The sequence below is a fragment of the Spirillospora sp. NPDC047279 genome, from assembly GCF_040643285.1.
Taxonomy (GTDB): Bacteria; Actinomycetota; Actinomycetes; order Streptosporangiales; family Streptosporangiaceae; genus Spirillospora.
In genome coordinates, this window is the sequence record NZ_JBEYUA010000007.1 from 330,946 (window position 1) to 345,834 (window position 14,889).

Annotated in this window: 17 protein-coding genes; 8 read left to right on the top strand and 9 right to left on the bottom strand. The window is 73.8% G+C overall.

The features are described 5' to 3' along the window. Window positions 1–38 precede the first annotated feature (38 nt). The gene (locus ABZ810_RS20270) at window positions 39–395 is read left to right on the top strand and encodes a DUF4352 domain-containing protein (RefSeq protein ID WP_358405046.1); all 357 of its coding nucleotides are present in this window, start codon (window positions 39–41) and stop codon (window positions 393–395) included. Between the two features lie 5 nt (window positions 396–400). Here the strand turns inward: ABZ810_RS20270 and ABZ810_RS20275 are convergent, their stop codons facing one another. Next, window positions 401–625, bottom strand: a complete 225-nt coding sequence (locus ABZ810_RS20275; RefSeq protein ID WP_358405048.1) for a DUF397 domain-containing protein — start codon at window positions 623–625, stop codon at window positions 401–403. Beyond that, a complete protein-coding gene (locus tag ABZ810_RS20280) occupies window positions 622–1,023 on the bottom strand; it encodes a Scr1 family TA system antitoxin-like transcriptional regulator (RefSeq protein WP_358405050.1) in 402 nt (133 codons plus the stop codon). The genes ABZ810_RS20275 and ABZ810_RS20280 overlap by 4 nt, the downstream gene beginning before the upstream one ends. A gap of 38 nt (window positions 1,024–1,061) precedes the next feature. On the opposite strand from ABZ810_RS20280, the gene ABZ810_RS20285 reads away from it, so the two are divergent. Beyond that, window positions 1,062–1,661 (top strand): DUF4097 family beta strand repeat-containing protein, encoded by a 600-nt coding sequence (locus ABZ810_RS20285; RefSeq protein ID WP_358405052.1) that lies wholly within the window; start codon window positions 1,062–1,064, stop codon window positions 1,659–1,661. A gap of 36 nt (window positions 1,662–1,697) precedes the next feature. Then, window positions 1,698–2,000 (top strand): hypothetical protein, encoded by a 303-nt coding sequence (locus ABZ810_RS20290; protein WP_358405053.1) that lies wholly within the window; start codon window positions 1,698–1,700, stop codon window positions 1,998–2,000. A 76-nt stretch (window positions 2,001–2,076) separates the two neighbouring features. On the opposite strand, the gene ABZ810_RS20295 is transcribed toward ABZ810_RS20290, so the two are convergent. Then, a complete protein-coding gene (locus ABZ810_RS20295; protein WP_358405054.1) occupies window positions 2,077–4,203 on the bottom strand; it encodes an MMPL family transporter in 2,127 nt (708 codons plus the stop codon). A 99-nt stretch (window positions 4,204–4,302) separates the two neighbouring features. Here ABZ810_RS20295 and ABZ810_RS20300 point away from each other — a divergent pair, with 99 nt between their 5' ends. Both ABZ810_RS20300 and ABZ810_RS20305 read left to right on the top strand, forming a co-directional pair. Continuing rightward, window positions 4,303–4,917 carry a TetR/AcrR family transcriptional regulator gene (locus ABZ810_RS20300; protein ID WP_358405056.1) on the top strand — a complete coding sequence of 205 codons (615 nt, stop codon included), beginning with the start codon at window positions 4,303–4,305 and terminating at the stop codon, window positions 4,915–4,917. 32 nt (window positions 4,918–4,949) lie between these two features. After that, on the top strand, window positions 4,950–5,459 hold the full coding sequence (locus ABZ810_RS20305; RefSeq protein WP_358405059.1) for a hypothetical protein: 510 nt from the start codon (window positions 4,950–4,952) through the stop codon (window positions 5,457–5,459). Here the strand turns inward: ABZ810_RS20305 and ABZ810_RS20310 are convergent. The 5 genes from ABZ810_RS20310 to ABZ810_RS20330 form a co-directional block, all read right to left on the bottom strand. After that, window positions 5,422–6,807: an FAD-linked oxidase C-terminal domain-containing protein gene (locus ABZ810_RS20310; protein ID WP_358405062.1), complete on the bottom strand. Its 1,386-nt coding sequence runs from the start codon at window positions 6,805–6,807 to the stop codon at window positions 5,422–5,424. The genes ABZ810_RS20305 and ABZ810_RS20310 overlap by 38 nt on opposite strands. A 69-nt stretch (window positions 6,808–6,876) precedes the next feature. Next, window positions 6,877–7,428, bottom strand: coding sequence for a Clp protease N-terminal domain-containing protein (locus ABZ810_RS20315; RefSeq protein ID WP_358405064.1), 552 nt, complete (start codon window positions 7,426–7,428; stop codon window positions 6,877–6,879). A gap of 3 nt (window positions 7,429–7,431) precedes the next feature. After that, window positions 7,432–7,665, bottom strand: a complete 234-nt coding sequence (locus ABZ810_RS20320; RefSeq protein ID WP_358405066.1) for a helix-turn-helix domain-containing protein — start codon at window positions 7,663–7,665, stop codon at window positions 7,432–7,434. 47 nt (window positions 7,666–7,712) lie between these two features. Continuing rightward, complete coding sequence (locus ABZ810_RS20325; protein WP_358405068.1) at window positions 7,713–8,861, bottom strand: CNNM domain-containing protein; 1,149 nt, start codon at window positions 8,859–8,861, stop codon at window positions 7,713–7,715. Continuing rightward, window positions 8,858–10,198: a hemolysin family protein gene (locus tag ABZ810_RS20330; protein WP_358405071.1), complete on the bottom strand. Its 1,341-nt coding sequence runs from the start codon at window positions 10,196–10,198 to the stop codon at window positions 8,858–8,860. Before ABZ810_RS20330 ends, ABZ810_RS20325 begins: the two co-directional genes overlap by 4 nt. Before the next feature lie 148 nt (window positions 10,199–10,346). Here ABZ810_RS20330 and ABZ810_RS20335 point away from each other — a divergent pair, with 148 nt between their 5' ends. Both ABZ810_RS20335 and ABZ810_RS20340 read left to right on the top strand, forming a co-directional pair. Beyond that, window positions 10,347–11,306: an MBL fold metallo-hydrolase gene (locus tag ABZ810_RS20335; RefSeq protein WP_358405074.1), complete on the top strand. Its 960-nt coding sequence runs from the start codon at window positions 10,347–10,349 to the stop codon at window positions 11,304–11,306. A gap of 3 nt (window positions 11,307–11,309) precedes the next feature. After that, entirely contained in the window at window positions 11,310–12,914 is a 1,605-nt protein-coding gene (locus ABZ810_RS20340; protein ID WP_358405077.1) for an FAD-dependent monooxygenase, read from the top strand. Here ABZ810_RS20340 and ABZ810_RS20345 read toward each other — a convergent pair. After that, window positions 12,901–13,737 carry a DMT family transporter gene (locus ABZ810_RS20345; RefSeq protein WP_358405079.1) on the bottom strand — a complete coding sequence of 279 codons (837 nt, stop codon included), beginning with the start codon at window positions 13,735–13,737 and terminating at the stop codon, window positions 12,901–12,903. The genes ABZ810_RS20340 and ABZ810_RS20345 overlap by 14 nt on opposite strands. Before the next feature lie 129 nt (window positions 13,738–13,866). On the opposite strand from ABZ810_RS20345, the gene ABZ810_RS20350 reads away from it, so the two are divergent. Beyond that, window positions 13,867–14,889: a hypothetical protein gene (locus ABZ810_RS20350; RefSeq protein WP_358405081.1), complete on the top strand. Its 1,023-nt coding sequence runs from the start codon at window positions 13,867–13,869 to the stop codon at window positions 14,887–14,889.

Here is a 14,889-nt window from a genome sequence, read left to right on the forward strand (position 1 = left end):
CGTCACCGTCACCGAGCCTGGTCGAGAACAACGGGACCATGGAGTCGCCGCTCACCGACTTCAAGGCCACCGTGCGCGGCCACTCCTGGGCCACGAGCCTGACCGACCCCTCGAAGGGCACGACCAAGCCGCAGGGCCGCTACCTCCTGGTGCGGATCACGATGCGCAACATCACCAAGCACCCGGTGCACCCTCCGGCGCACCTCTCCCTGCACACCGCCGACGGCTCCGAGTACGCGCCCGAATGGGACCAGACGTTCGGGCAGACCGTCCTCGTCGGACGCGGCAAGCTCAACGACCTCAACCCCGGCGCCACCACGACCGTCGTCCTCGTCTACGACGTCCCCCAGGGCACCAAGCCCGCGGCCGTCGCCACCCTGAAGCTCCCCGGCTGAGGCGCCTACGCCACCGGCCGGCGAGGGTCGTACGCACCCGCCTTGATGGATTCGCAGAACGCGAGCCACGCGCCCTGACCAAAGCACAGCGCAGGACCGTCGGGGTCCTTGGAGTCCCGCGCCGCCACCAGCCGAGTCACCGTAGCCGCCACCTCGACACAACTGCCTTCGCTGGCGCCGCTGCGGCTGCTCTTTCGCCAAGCGGCGTTGGGCAGCTCGGGTGTCCTCATGGAGCCGACATTATTCGCTCAACGAGTTCAAGGGATTTGGATTCGTCAAGGGTGGCGTCCACGAGGCGCGCATAGACCTCTTCATGCTCGGTGACCTCAACCTCATCCTCCACGAACTTGCTCCTGTTGAAGTACTCGACCCCTGCGACCGTGAGTTGGCCGGGGGTCTCATGTAAGAGCAGGTGAAAGGGATTGCCCACCCACAGGCGCGCACCCTGGGTGTAGGGCAGGACTCGGATCGAAACATGCTCCAGATGGGCGACGTCGGTCAAACGCGCCAGCTGGGAGTGAGCGACATCTGGACTTCCGACCACCTGATGGAGCGCCGCCTCTCCGGTGATTGCTTGATATGAGGGCGGCTTGGGCTGGCTCTGGCTCAGGACTGCCTGTCTGGCCATGCGGAAGGCCAGGAGTCCCCGCCGGGAAGGTCCGGTTCGTGGCCGCAGACCGCGCCGACACCGTGGTCGAGGTGCTGCCCGCCGACCCCTCCAAGGGGCGGGACGTCAAGGTCGCCGAGCAGGCCACGGTCGACTACGCCGGCGGCGTGCTGCGGATCCAGGCCAAGGCCGGGAACCAGGTCCTCGGCGCCTCCGGCTCCGTCGTGGTCACCGTTCAGCCGCCCGCCGGCTCCAGCGTCCAGGCCAGGGCGGCCAGCGCCGAGGTCCGCGCGGCCGGCCGGTTCGGCGACGTCGCCTTCGAGGGGGCGTACGGCGCGGTCGAGATCGACGAGGTCGCAGGGCTCCACCTGGCCACCGCCGCCGGTGACGTCACCGTCGGCCGCCTCAACGGCCCGGCGGAGGTCAGCACCGCGAAGGGCGACATCCAGATCACCGAGGCCGTCCGCGGCGAGGTCGTGCTGACCACCCAGGCCGGTCAGATCACCGTCGGCGCCGCCGCCGGAGTGTCCGCCTCCCTGGACGCCGGCACCTCCTACGGCCGGATCCACAACTCGCTCACCAACACCCAGGGCGCCGACACGCAGCTCGCGATCACCGCCACCACCGCGTACGGCGACGTCACCGCCCGCAGTCTCTGACCCACCACCGCACACGAAACGGAGGAGCACAGCGGGTTGGACGGGACGGTCGCCGCGGGGATCCCCTGGCAGGGCCGGGAGTTCGTGGACAACCAGTTCCACACCCACGAGCCCGAGGAGCCGGTACGGCTCGCGCTGTCCAGCCGGCGCGGTCTACACCCACAACGGCGGCTTCTTCGGCTGGGCGGCGGTGAGGTGCAGCTCGCCCCCGGCGGCACGACCATGACCGCGTCGCTGACCATGGGGGACGCCGCCCTCGACTTCGCCGCCACCGCCGAGATCTTCGGCAGGGCGAAGCAGGCCCTGGTCGACGAGGTGTTCTGCCGCCCCGCGGGCTGAGCCCCCTTGGACCCGTACGCCCTGAGGGCGGACCCTCCCGGGCCACGCCGAGCTCCCCGAGCTCGGCGTGGCCCGTTCACATGTCAGGACGGCCCGTCTCGATCCCCGCGTCCCGCAGGCGGGCGGCGGGGAGGTCGATCTCGGGGTCGGGGGAGGATTCTGAGAGGCCGATGCGCTCGTGGAGGCGGCGCAGGGGGCGCGGGGCCCACCAGTTGGCGGGACCGGCCAGGCGCATGAAGGCGGGCAGGAGGACGCCCCGGATGAGGGTCGCGTCGACCAGGACGGTGAGGGCCATGCCGATGCCGAGCTGCTGGAGGAAGACGACGCGGCCGGTGGCGTAGGTGGCGAAGGAGACGGCGAGGATGACCGCCGCGGCCGTCACCAGGGGTGCGCTGCGGGCGATGCCCAGGGGGACCGAACGCAGGGCGTCGCCGGTGCGGTCGTACTCCTCCTTGATGCGCGACAGGAGGAACACCTCGTAGTCCATCGAGAGGCCGTAGGCGATGCAGAACATCAGGATCGGGATGCTGGGCTCGATCGACCCGGTCGGGGTGAAGCCGAGGAGGGAGGAGAGGTTGCCCTCCTGGAAGACGAAGACCAGGGCGCCGAACATGACGGCGAGGCTGAGCATGTTGAGCACGGCGGCCTTGAGCGGGGCGACCACGCTGCCGGTCATGAGGAACAGGACGACGAACGTGACGGCGACGATGAGGCCGGCGATGAGCGGGAGCCGGGCGGTGACGCGGTCGCGGTAGTCGGCCAGTTCGGCGGGGTAGCCGCCGACCAGGGCCTCCGGGCCGACCGCGGCGCGGACGTCGCGGACGAGGCCCGGGGTGTCGGCCTCGCGGCGTTCGGACGCGGGGACGACCGAGAGCCAGGTGCCGTGGGCGTCGACGCGGACGACGCCGTCGACGCGGGCGAGGGTGTCCCGGTAGCGGGTGACGTCCTGGCCCGGGGCGACGACCTGGAGGGCGTCGGCCTCCTCGACCGGGAACCCGGCGCGGATCTGGTCGTACATCTGGCGGGCCGGGGCCGAGCTCGGCAGGACGCGGTCGTCGGGCAGGCCGAAGCGGATGCCCAGGAACGGGGCGCCGAGCAGCAGCACCAGGCCGAGGGCGGCGCCGCCCAGGAGGAGCGGCCGGCGCATGACGCGGGTCGCGGCGGCGTACCAGAGACCGTCGCGCGGCTCGCCGCGGCGGGCGACGCGGTGGCCGAGCAGGGCGAGCGCGGCGGGCAGCAGGACGGTCGCGCCGAGCACGGCCGCGACCACCACCGCGACGCCGGCGTAGGCGAACGAGCTGAGGAACGGGAACGGGAAGACCAGCAGCACCGACAGGGCGGCGGCGACGGTGACGCCGCTGAACAGGACGGTGCGCCCGGCGCCGCGGACGGTGCGGCGGACCGCGGTGGGCACGTCCAGTCCCCGGCCCAGCTCCTCGCGGAAGCGGAAGATGACGAAGAGGCCGTAGTCGACGCCGAGCCCGATGCCCATCACCAGGGCGATGTTGGACGCGAACGTCGAGATCTCGGTGAACGCGACGACGCCGCGCAGCAGGGCGAGCGAGCCGAGCACGGCGAAGAGCCCGACGCCGAGCGTGACGAGCGCGGCGGAGAGCCGCCGGTAGACGAGCCAGAGGAGCAGCAGGACGACCGGCAGGATGATCAGCTCGGCGCGCAGGAAGTCCTGCCTCGCCTGTTCCATGACCTGCCGGAACACCTCGTCGCCGCCGCCGACGGTCACCGTCACGGCGGCGTCGGTACGGGTGAAGTGCGGTGCCAGGGAGGGGAGGACGTCGCGCCGGACGTGGTCGGCGTCACCGGGCACCCAGGCGAGGACGACGGCCTGGCGGGCGTCGGTGCTGCGGAGCGTCTCGGGTGCGCCGCGCGTCCAGTACGACCACGCGTCGCCGACCCCGGGGTGGGCGGCGAGCTCGGCGGTGAGGCGGCGGCCGGCGTCCGCCGCTGCCGGGTCGTTCACGGTGCCCTGGCGCGCGGTGACCAGCAGCGCGACGTTCGGCGTGCCGGTGCGGTGCTCCTGCGCCAGGACCGCGCGGGCGCGCACCGACTCCGAGCCGGGCGCCTCGAAGCGGTTGAGGGACAGGGCGTTGATCGTGCCGGCGCCGACGGCTCCGGCGAGGAGCAGCAGGAGCACGCCGGCGGCGACGATCCGGCGCGGGCCCCTGATGATGAGCCTTCCGAGCATGGGGTCCCCCTGGATAGGCTGAGTTTTACGAGCGACCACTCGTATTAGGCTCGGAGAATACGAGCGAATACTCGTATTCGCAACCGGTGGGACGGTGACGTGACGGACGAGGAACGGCCGCGGCGCAGGCAGGCGCGCGGTGAACGGCGGATCGAGGAGATCCTCACCGCCGCCGCCGGGGTGTTCGCGGCGACGGGGTACGAGGCGGCCACCACGAACGCGATCGCCGCGGCGGCGGGCATCTCGCCGGGCTCGCTCTACCAGTTCTTCAAGAACAAGGAGGCGATCGCGCAGGCCCTGGCCGACCGGTTCGTGGTCCAGATGCGGGCCGCGCACCAGGAGGCGTTCGGCGCCGTCGGCTTCGCCGCGCTCGACCTCGACGAGATGCTCGACCGCATGATCGACCCGATCGTGGCGTTCAACGTCGCCAACCCGGGGTTCAAGGCGCTCTTCGCCCGGCCCGACATGCCGCCCGGCCTGGCCGAGGCCGCCCGGCCGATCCAGGCCGCCCTGCTCGGCCGCGTCGAGCAGGTGCTGGTCGCCCGCGCCCCCGGGCTGGGCGAGGACGAGCGCCGCCGCATGGCGCGCGTCCTCATCCAGATCTTCCAGGCGATGGTGCCCCTGGTGACCGCCGCCGAGGGGGACGAACGCACGGCCGCCGTCGTCGAGCTCAAGAAGGTCCTGCGCGGCTACCTGGCCCCCGTCGCGGGTTAGGGTCGGGGCCATCGCGATCAAGGGAGCACGGCATGGCGTCGAAGCTTCGGACGGTGGTGGTGTGCCTGGCCCTGCTCGGGGGCCTGGGCACGGTGACGGCGATGGTGGCGGCACGCGCCCACGCGCGCGAGGCCGGCCCGGCGCGGCTGGTCGCGGACCTGCGTGAGGGCAAGGTGAAGCGGCTCGAACGTGAGCGCGGCGAGTCGGTGTACGAGGACGGCGGCCCGGTGCGCTGGTCGACCGGCCCGTTCACCTGGTACGAGACCCAGGTGCCGCGTCCCGAGCGGATCGCCGGGACGGGCTGGCCGTCGGGCCGGGAGGTGGACGCGAGCCCGCCGTTCGTGCTGCAGGCCCTTGTCGACGAGTCACCGCACCGGCCGCATGTGACCCCGCCCGCGCTGCACACGGAGAGGTTCTTCGCCGACCGGCAGCCGGTGTTCCTGAAGTGGGTGATGGTCGTGGGCTGGTGGACCGTGCTGATCGTCGCGGTCCTCGTCGCGGCCGTCAGGATCCGGGGTCGCCGATCACCTTGCCCGGGTTGAAGATCCCGGCCGGGTCGAGCGCGTCCTTGACCGCGTGGTGCATCGCGACGACGGCCGGGTCGAGCTCGGCGCGCAGGCCGCGCCGCTTGAGCAGCCCGACGCCGTGCTCGCCGGTGACCGTGCCGCCGAGCGCGATGGCGTCGGCGATGATCTGGTCGAACGCGCGCTCGGCGCGGACGCGGGCGTCCTCGTCCGCCGCCGGAGCGATGATCAGCGGGTGCAGGTTGCCGTCGCCCGCGTGCGCGATGTTGGCGATGTGGGTGCCGTGGTCGCGGGCGGCGCGTTCGATCCGGGTGAGCATCTCGGGGACGAGGGCGCGCGGCACGCACACGTCCTCGGTCAGCACGGGCCCGAGGCGTTCGAGCGCGGGGTAGGCCAGGCGGCGCGCCGAGAACAGCGCCTCGGCCTCCTCCTCCCCGGTCGAGCGGGTGCTCCAGGTGGCCCCGGCCCGCTTGAAGCAGCCGACCATCGTGTCGGCCTCGGCCTCGCCCGCCTCGCCGGGGGAGTCGGTACGGCCGAGGAGCAGGACGTTCGCGTCCGCCGACAGGCCCATGTTCTTCCACTCGTCGACCGCCTTGAGGCAGTGCCGGTCGATCAGCTCCAGCGCGCTCGGCACGACCCCGGCGGCGGTGACGGCGCTGACCGCCTCGCCCGCCGCCTCCAGGGTGTCGAAGTAGCCGACCACCGTGCGCTCGGCGGCGCGGGCGCCGCGGAGCCGCACGGTGATCTCGGTGATGACGCCGAGGGTGCCCTCGGAGCCGACCATCAGCCCGCACAGGTCGTACCCGACGACGCCCTTGGCGGTGCGGCGGCCGAGCCGGACCACCTCGCCGCGGCCCACGACCGCCTCGACGGCGAGGACGTAGTCGCGCGTCACGCCGTACTTCACGCAGCACAGCCCGCCCGCGTTGGTGGCCACGTTGCCGCCGATCGTCGACCAGGGCGCGCTCGCCGGGTCCGGCGGGTACCAGAGGCCCTGCCCGGCGCAGGCGGCGCGCAGGTCGTCGTTGACCACGCCGGGCTGGACGACCGCGAGCCGCTCGTGCGGGTCGATCTCGACGATCTCGTTCATCGCCTCCAGGGAGAGCAGGACGCAGCCGTCGACCGCGTTCGCGCCGCCCGACAGGCCCGTGCCCGCGCCGCGCGGGACCACCGGGACGCCGCGCTCGGCGCACGCGGTGACCACGGCCCGCACGTCCGCGGTGCTCCCGGCGCGGACGAGCGCGGCCGGCGCGCCGTAGGGCGCCCACTCCGCCTCGTCGCGGACGTAGGACGAGACCACGTCGGTGTCGGTGACGACGCGGGAGGCGGGGAGGGCGGCGCGGAGGGCTTCGATCAGCGGGACCATGCGTCCCACGTAATCACACCGGAACGACCCGGAGGGGCGCAGGTCAGAACGGTCCCGGAGGGACGCGGTTCAGGCGGCCTCGGACACGATGCGGCGGGTGAGGTCGTCGCGCAGCGCGTCGACGTCGGCCCCCGCCTCGGTCAGGACCCGCGTGACCCGCGGGTCGCCGGCCTGGAGGATGCCGAGCAGCACGTGACCGGCGTTGATGTGCTTGTGCTTGAGCCGCAGCGCCTGGCGCAGGCTGAGCTCCAGCGACTTCTTGGCAGCGGGACCGAACGGGAGGTGGCCCGTGGCCGACCGGCGGAAACGCCCGGCAGGAGCGTCGAGCGCCCCCTCACCGAACGTCTGCTCGGTGGCCTCGCGGACCGCGTCCAGGTCGATCCCGAGCGTGCGCAGCGCCTCCGGGTCGAGGTCGCCGGCCGCCTCCAGCCGGGCCACCGAGGCGCGCAGCGGCGCGGCCGAGACGCCCTGGGCGCGCAGCGCCTCGGCGGCCGGGCCCTCGCCCGCGGCGAGCGAGAGCAGCAGGTGCTCGGGACCGATCCGGCCGTGGCCGAGCGCGCGGGCCTCCTGCTGGGCCCCGGTGACGGCGTCCCGCGCCTGCTTGGTGAACCGTTCGAACATCGGTCAACGCTCCTTCTTCAGAATCCGCCGGCCACCGCCGTGTTTCTTGTGGACGGCCTGGCGGCTCACGCCGAGACAGACCGCGATCTCCTGCCAGGACCAGCCCTGGTCGCGGGCGTTGGCCACCTGGAGCGCCTCCAGGCGCTCGGCCAGCTCGCGCAGCGCGCTCACCGCCCGCAGTCCGACCGCCGGATCCTGGCTGCCCGCCTCCTGGGCGAGCTTCACTCCGTCGCTCATGGTGTCAATCTAGGTTGACAGTGAGCGAGTGTCAACCAGAGTTGACGTCAGCCTTCGGGGCGCGGCGGGGACAGCAGGGTGGTGAGGAGATCGTCCAGGCTGATCAGGCCCGCCGGGCCGCCGTCGGCGCCCAGCACCAGGCCGAGGTGGCTGTGGTGGGTCTGGAGCGTGGTGACGGCCTCGGTCACCGGGGTGTCGACCGTGAGCGTCGGCACCGGATGGGCGAGCTGCGCGGCCGGGGTCCGGCGCCCGCGCGCCCGCGCCAGGTAGGCGTCACGGACGTGCACCATGCGCGGCGGGCCGGGCCGCCCGCCCTGGCCCGCGGCAGGCGCGGCGGCCTGGCTCGCACCCGGCGCGGCGCCCTGGCCCCCGGCCGGTGCGCGGCCCTGTCCGGCGGCCGGTGCGCGGCCCTGGCCCGCGGCCGGCGTGCGGCCCCGGACCATGAGGCGGGTGCGGCCGGTGCGGATCGAGGTGTCGATGACCTCCTGCGGGGTGGCCGAGGCCGGCACCGAGACGATCTCGTCGACCGGGATCACCAGATCCGCCAGCGGCGACTCGGGCGCCTCCAGCGCCGCCCGGAGCAGCTGCACGTCGGCCTCCTCGATGAGCCCGAGCCGCCGCGACTCGTCGACCAGGTCGCGCAGCTGCTCGGGGGTGCGCGACACGCTCATCGCGTCCCTGGGATGGACCCCGATCATGCGCAGCAGCAGGTTGGTGACCGAGTTGAGCCCGGCCAGCACGGGCCGCACGATCGTGGTGAACGCGCGGAACGGCGGCGCCAGCAACATGACCGAACGTTCCGGCCGGGCGATGGCCCACGACTTGGGCGCCATCTCGCCGATCACCATGTGCAGGAACGTCACCAGGGCCAGCGCCAGCACGAACGCCACCGCGTGCGCGGCCGTCTCCGGCAGTCCGAGGTCGTGGAACACCGGGGTCAGCGTCTGCGCGATGACCGGCTCGGACACCAGGCCCAGTCCCAGCGAGCACATCGTGATGCCCAGCTGCGCGCCGGCCAGCATCAGCGACAGCTCGCGGATCCCGGCGACCGCCGAGGCCGCGGCACGGCTGCCCTGGGCGGCGGCGCGCTCGACGCGCGGGCGCTTGGCGGCCACCAGCGCGAACTCGGCCGCCACGAAGAAGCCGTTGCCGACCAGCAGGAGCAGGGTGAGCGGGATGCCGACGGAGAGGTTCATCGGGCGGCCTCCCCGGGGTCGAGCTCGTCGGATCGCAGCCGGATCAGCTCCGGGACGTGCCGGTGGACGGTCAGGACCTCGATCGTGGCGCGGCGCGGAGGGTCGTCCAGCCGCTGCGGCGGCACGTCGACGGTGACCCGGTCGCCCGGCTCGGCGACCCGGCCCAGGTGTTTCAGCATCAGGCCCGCCACGGTCTCGTAGTCGCCCTCGGGGAGGGCGATGCCGGTCTCGTGGGCGACCTCGTCGACCCGCAGCCCGGCGTCGGTCGTCCACCATTCGCCGCGCCGGATCGCCAGGTCCTCCTCGACGTCGTTCTCGTCGGCGATCTCGCCCACCAGCTCCTCGGCGATGTCCTCCCAGGTGACGATGCCGGCGAAGCCGCCGTACTCGTCCACCACGCACGCCATCGGGCCGCCCTGCGCGCGCAGCTGGGACACCGCGTCGGGCAGCGGCAGCGAGCCGGGGAGCAGCAGCGCGGGCAGGGCCAGCTCGCGCACCACGGTGCGGGCCGAACGTTCCGGGCTGAGCGGGATCAGCTCGTCCAGCCCGACCGTCCCGACGACGTCGTCGACGCTGTCGCCGACCACGGGATAGCGGGTGTGGCCGTGCGCGGTGATGACGTCGCTGAGCTCGCTCGCCATCGCCGCCTCTGGCACCGTCACCACGTCCACGCGCGGCACCATGACCTCGTCGACGGTCCGCTCGGAGAACGCCAGCGCCCGTTCGAGCAGCTCGGAGTGCCCGGCCTTGAGGTGCTCGCCGGACTCGCCGATGATGTGGCCCATCTCCTCCAGCGTGGCGCCGTGGTGCAGCTCCTCGACCGGCTCGATGCCGACCGCCCGCAGCAGCCTGTTGGCCGAGGCGTCGAAGAGCTTGATCAGCGGTGCCGCCAGCATCATGTAGACCAGGGTCGAGGCGGCCAGCGCGCGGGCCAGCGTCTCCGCCTTGGCCAGCGCCAGGTTCTTGGGGAACAGCTCGCCCAGCACCATCTGGATGACCGTCGCCAGGGCGAACCCGGCGGCGACCGCGGTGCCGCCGACCGCCCCCTCCGGAATGCCGGCCGCCCGCAGCGCCGGGGCGATCAGGTCGGCCAGCGCGGGCTTGGCGATGAAGCCCACGACCAGGGCGGTCACGGTGATGCCCAGCTGGGCGCCCGACAACATGAACGACAGGCGCTCCATCACGCGGACGGCGCGGGCGGCCTGCCGGTCGCCGTCCTTGGCCTGGTGCGCGAGCGCCAGCCGGTCGGCGGTGACGTAGGCGAACTCCTGCGCCACGAAGTAGCCGGTGGCGGCGGTCAGCACCAGGACGGCCGCCAGCCCGAGAACGACGTTCACCTGGCTTTCCTTCCCATCCAAGATCCTTCTTACCCCGTTCGCCGGGGCGCTCGCGCGGGTGACGGTTACCCGCCCCGCCGGGGTGGAATGAACGAGGGGCCACCACCCGCGCCCGCGGTGTCCCGATCCACCGAGCGAAGGGGCGACGATGCCCAGGCCGTTCGCGTCCTCTGCCGACCTCACCGGAAAGACGCAGACACTGGAGGTCCTGGCCGACGGGGTGTACGCCCTGACCGCCGAGGGAGACCCTAACGTGGGCGCGGTCGAGGGGGAGGACTTCGTCGTCTGTTTCGAGGCGCTCGCCACCCCGGCCGCCGCCCGCGACTGGCTGGCCGTGCTGCGCGGCCGCACCGACAAGCCGATCCGCTACCTCGTCCTGTCGCACTACCACGCGGTCCGCACCCTCGGCGCGAGCGCGTTCGGCGCCACGGCGATCATCGCGCACGACCGCACGCGCGCGCTCATCGCCGAACGCGGCAAGCAGGACTGGGAGTCGGAGTTCGGCCGGATGCCCCGGCTCTTCAAGGAGCCCGAGACCATCCCCGGGCTCACCTGGCCGACCATGACGTTCTCGCGGACCCTGTCGATCGACCTCGGCGGCGACCGCGGCGAGCTTGACCTCGCCTACTGCGGGCGCGGCCACACCGAGGGCGACATCGTCGCCTGGCTGCCCCGGCAGCGCGTGCTGTTCGCCGGCGACCTGGTGGAGACGCAGGCGGCGCTCTACACCGGCGACGCGTTCCACCGCGAGTGGGCGTCCGGCACGCTCGACCACCTGGCGGGCTTCCCGGCCGAGACCCTCGTCGGCGGGCGCGGCGCCGTCGCGCACGGCCGCGCCGAGGTGAGGGCGGCCGTCGCCCAGACCCGCGACTTCCTCGACGTGATGATCCGCGAGGTCTCGGCCGTCCGCGAGCGCGGCGGCGCGCTCAAGGACGCCTTCGGGGCCGTGCACGCCGCGCTCGCCCCCTCCTACGGCCGCTGGCCGATCTTCGAGCACTGCCTCCCGTTCGACGTGTCCCGGCTCTGGGACGAGCTGGACGGCGTCGAACGGCCGCGCGTCTGGACCGCCGAACGCGACCGCCAGGTGTGGTCCGAGCTCCAGGACTGACCGGTGCCCCCGATCGGCCCGGTGCCTTCGCTCGACCCGGTGCCCGCGATGGATCCGGTCGCCGTCATCGGCGCCGGTCCGGTCGGCCTGACGGCGGCGCTGCTGCTCGCCCGCTGGGGGCTGCCCGTGGTCGTCCTCGAACGGGAGCGGGAACGTTCGCCCGAGGGCTCGCGGTCGATCTGCCAGCAGCGCGACGTCCTCGACATCTGGGCGTCGGTGGGCGCGCACGCCGTCGCGGGGGAGGGCCTCGCCTGGACGACGGCCCGCACCTACCACCGCGACGCCGAGCTGTTCTCCTGGACGTTCGCCGCCGCCGAGACGCTGCCGCCGTGCGTCAACATCTCGCAGACCCGCACCGAGGAGATCCTGGCCGAACGGGTCGCGGCCCGCTCCGACCTGATCGAGGTGCGGCGCGGCCACGAGGCCGCCGGGCTGGTCCAGGACGGCGGCGGCGTGACGGTGCGCTGCGCGGCGGGGGAGGAGGTCCGGGCCTCGTACGCGGTGGCGTGCTCGGGCGCCCGGTCCGACGTCCTGCGCTCGGCGCTGGGGGTCGGCTTTCCCGGCGAGAGCTTCGACGACCGTTTCCTCATCGTCGACCTGCGCGCCGACCTGGCGGGGTGGGAGCACGAACGCCGCTTCTACTTCGACCCGCCGTGGAACCCCGGACGCCAGGTGCTGATCCACCCCTGCCCGGACTCCTCGTACCGGATCGACTGGCAGGTGCCGCCCGGCTTCTCGCTCGACGAGGAACGCGCGAACGGCGGCCTCGACCGGCGCATCCGCCAGATCATCGGCGACCGCCCGTACGAGGTGGCGTGGGCGTCGGTCTACCGGTTCCACTCGCGCGTCGCCGACCGCATGCGGGCCGGCCGCGTGCTGCTGGCGGGCGACTGCGCCCACCTCTACGCGCCGTTCGGCGCCCGCGGGCTCAACTCGGGCGTGCCGGACGCCGAGAACGCCGCCTGGAAGATCGCGTTCGTCGCGCGCGGCTGGGCGCCCGAGAGCCTGCTGGAGACCTATCACCTCGAACGCCACGCCGCCGCCCGCGAGAACCTCGACGTCACCGCCGCCACCATGCGCTTCCTGGTGCCGCGGACCGCCGCCGAACACGACCGCCGCCGCGCCGCGCTGGCCCGCGCGGCCGCCGACCCCGCGGCGGTGGGCGACGTCGACTCGGGGCGCTTCGCCGAGCCCTACTGGTACGCCGGGTCGCCGCTGACCACGCCCGAGCCGACCCGGCCGATCACCGGGCGCCCTCCCAAGGGGGCCCTCCAGCCGCCCGCGCCCGGCGTCATCGTCCAGGACATGCCCCTCGGCGGCGCCCACCTCCGAGAAGGCCCCCGCGAACGCCTGCGCGAACGCCTGCGCGACGGCATCACCCTGCTGCTGCCCACCGCGGACGGCAAGCTGGCCGCCGCCGCCAGGTCGGCCACCGCCGCGCCGGTCGGCGTGCTGCACGCCGACGAGCTCGGCCGGGCGGGCCACCCGGGACTGCCCGGGCCCGGCGAGGCCTGGATCGTCCGGCCCGACGCCCACCTGGCCGCGACGCTGCCGCACGCGACCGCGCCCGAGGTGGCCGCGGCCGTCCGGCGGGCTAGTGGGCGGTGATCAGCACGACCCCGGCGGCCACCACGCAGGCGGCGGCGACGCGGCGGACTCCCATCCGTTCGGCGAAGAACACCGCGCCGATGATCGCGCCCGAGATCACGCCGGTCTCGCGCAGCGCCGCCACCGAGGCCATCGTGCCGCGCGTCTGCGCCCAGAGCACGATCCCGTAGGCGGCCATCGCGATCAGGCCGCCGCCCAGGCCCAGCGCGCACTGCCGCCGGTCGAGCCGTTCCAGCAGCGAAGCCCGGCCGCGGATCGCGTAGATGAGCACGACCGTGAGGGGCGCCTCCAGGGCGAACAGCCAGACGATGTACGACGCCGCGCCGCCGGCGTCGCGGACGCCGATGCCGTCCAGGATCGTGTAGGCGGCGATCGAGACGCCGGTGAGCAGCGCGGCGGCGACCGCCCGGTCGTCCACCTCGCGGGCACCGGCCAGGGCCAGCACGGCCAGCCCGCCGCACACCGCGAGCACGCCCGCGAGCTGCGTCCAGGACGGCCGTTCGCCCAGCGCCACCGCCGCGACCAGCGTCACCAGCAGCGGCGCGCTGCCGCGGGCCAGCGGGTAGACCTGGCTGAAGTCGCCCAGCCCGTACGACTTCAGCAGCAGGCCCAGGTAGGCCAGGTGCACCAGCAACGAGGCGATCAGCCAGGGCCAGGCGGCGGGCGCGGGCGGGGCGACGAAGGGCACCAGCGGCAGGATCACCAGCGACTGGCCGACGCCGATCAGCGCGAACGAGGCCCACCGGTCGGCCCCGCCCTTGGCGATGGCGTTCCAGATCGCGTGCAGGATGCCGGCGAAGATCACCGCGAGGGAGGCCGTCATGAGATCACTCGACCCCGGATCTCGTACCGCGCGCAACCAGGGCCTGCCCACACCGCCCGTGGCGGGACTGGTGGGCCGCGCCGGATGAGCCCACTATGAGGTAACGGTTCCCCTCGCGCGGGAGAGTCCATGACCGACGTCAGCCGCCCCCGTCCCCGGCCCGTCTTCGACCCGGTCGTGCCCGCCGGCGACCGCGCGCTCATGGCCGCCGACCCCGACCGGCTGGTGGCGGCGAAGCTGCCGCGGCCGCCGCGGCCCCGGCCGGGGCTGCCGACGATCCTCGCCCGGATCGCCTGGATCCCGGTGTTCGCCTTCTTCTACGGCGTGCTGCCGGGTGGCTGGATCCGGGTGTTCTTCGGCTCCGCGCTCGACGACGACACCGTGTTCGACCGGGTGTTCCAGTGGGGGCGCACCGCCATGCTCGCCATGCTGATCGTGCCCGCCGTGCAGATGTCGCTGCTCTTCGTCGGCCAGGAGGGGCCGGCGTTGCTGCTCGCCGCCGCGGGCTTCACCGGCTGGACCGTGGGCGCCGTCCGCCATCTGCGCGAGCCCGCCTCGGGCCGCGCGGCCCGCGAGCACCACGGCCGCTACCTGCTGCCCGCCGACTTCGACCGGCCCGCCGCCCAGCTGCTCGTCCGCGCCCAGGGCGCGATCGACGCCGTGCTCGGCTCCACCGCGCACCGCGAGGGCCTGCTCGACGACGTCAACAACGCGGTCGTGCTCCCGCGGCAGGAATGGGAGATCGCCTGGGCGCTCGCCGAGCACACCCGGCTGCGCCGCGAACGCCGGCGCCAGCAGCCCGAACGGCTCAGCCCCGAGGTCCGCGCGCTGCTCGAACCGCAACACCGCGCCCTGCGGCTCTCCGTAGACGCGATCACCGAGCGCATCGAGACCCTGGAGACCTACGCCCGCCGGGCCCGGGAGGCCGACGACGCGTACCACGAGTGGCAGGTGGTCAAGGAACTGCCGGAGCAGAACGCGCGCTACCGCGACCTGCTCGCCCGTACCGTCGGCCACGACCTGGCCCGCGACGAGCTCGGCCGCCTGGCCGACGACGCGCTGCTCGCCGGGACGATGCTGCGCGACTCGGTCGGCACCGCGCTCCAGGCGGGCCGTGCGCTCACCGCCGACGAGGCCCGCCCACTATCCTGA

Bases quoted from the DNA above. Each gene is read 5' to 3' on its own strand.
- ABZ810_RS20270 (WP_358405046.1), top strand. From the start codon at position 39: ATGGAGTCGCCGCTCACCGACTTCAAGGCCACCGTGCGCGGCCACTCC.
- ABZ810_RS20275 (WP_358405048.1), bottom strand. From the start codon at position 625: ATGAGGACACCCGAGCTGCCCAACGCCGCTTGGCGAAAGAGCAGCCGC.
- ABZ810_RS20280 (WP_358405050.1), bottom strand. From the start codon at position 1,023: ATGGCCAGACAGGCAGTCCTGAGCCAGAGCCAGCCCAAGCCGCCCTCA.
- ABZ810_RS20295 (WP_358405054.1), bottom strand. From the start codon at position 4,203: ATGCTCGGAAGGCTCATCATCAGGGGCCCGCGCCGGATCGTCGCCGCC.
- ABZ810_RS20305 (WP_358405059.1), top strand. From the start codon at position 4,950: ATGGCGTCGAAGCTTCGGACGGTGGTGGTGTGCCTGGCCCTGCTCGGG.
- ABZ810_RS20310 (WP_358405062.1), bottom strand. From the start codon at position 6,807: ATGGTCCCGCTGATCGAAGCCCTCCGCGCCGCCCTCCCCGCCTCCCGC.
- ABZ810_RS20315 (WP_358405064.1), bottom strand. From the start codon at position 7,428: ATGTTCGAACGGTTCACCAAGCAGGCGCGGGACGCCGTCACCGGGGCC.
- ABZ810_RS20320 (WP_358405066.1), bottom strand. From the start codon at position 7,665: ATGAGCGACGGAGTGAAGCTCGCCCAGGAGGCGGGCAGCCAGGATCCG.
- ABZ810_RS20325 (WP_358405068.1), bottom strand. From the start codon at position 8,861: ATGAACCTCTCCGTCGGCATCCCGCTCACCCTGCTCCTGCTGGTCGGC.
- ABZ810_RS20335 (WP_358405074.1), top strand. From the start codon at position 10,347: ATGCCCAGGCCGTTCGCGTCCTCTGCCGACCTCACCGGAAAGACGCAG.
- ABZ810_RS20345 (WP_358405079.1), bottom strand. From the start codon at position 13,737: ATGACGGCCTCCCTCGCGGTGATCTTCGCCGGCATCCTGCACGCGATC.
- ABZ810_RS20350 (WP_358405081.1), top strand. From the start codon at position 13,867: ATGACCGACGTCAGCCGCCCCCGTCCCCGGCCCGTCTTCGACCCGGTC.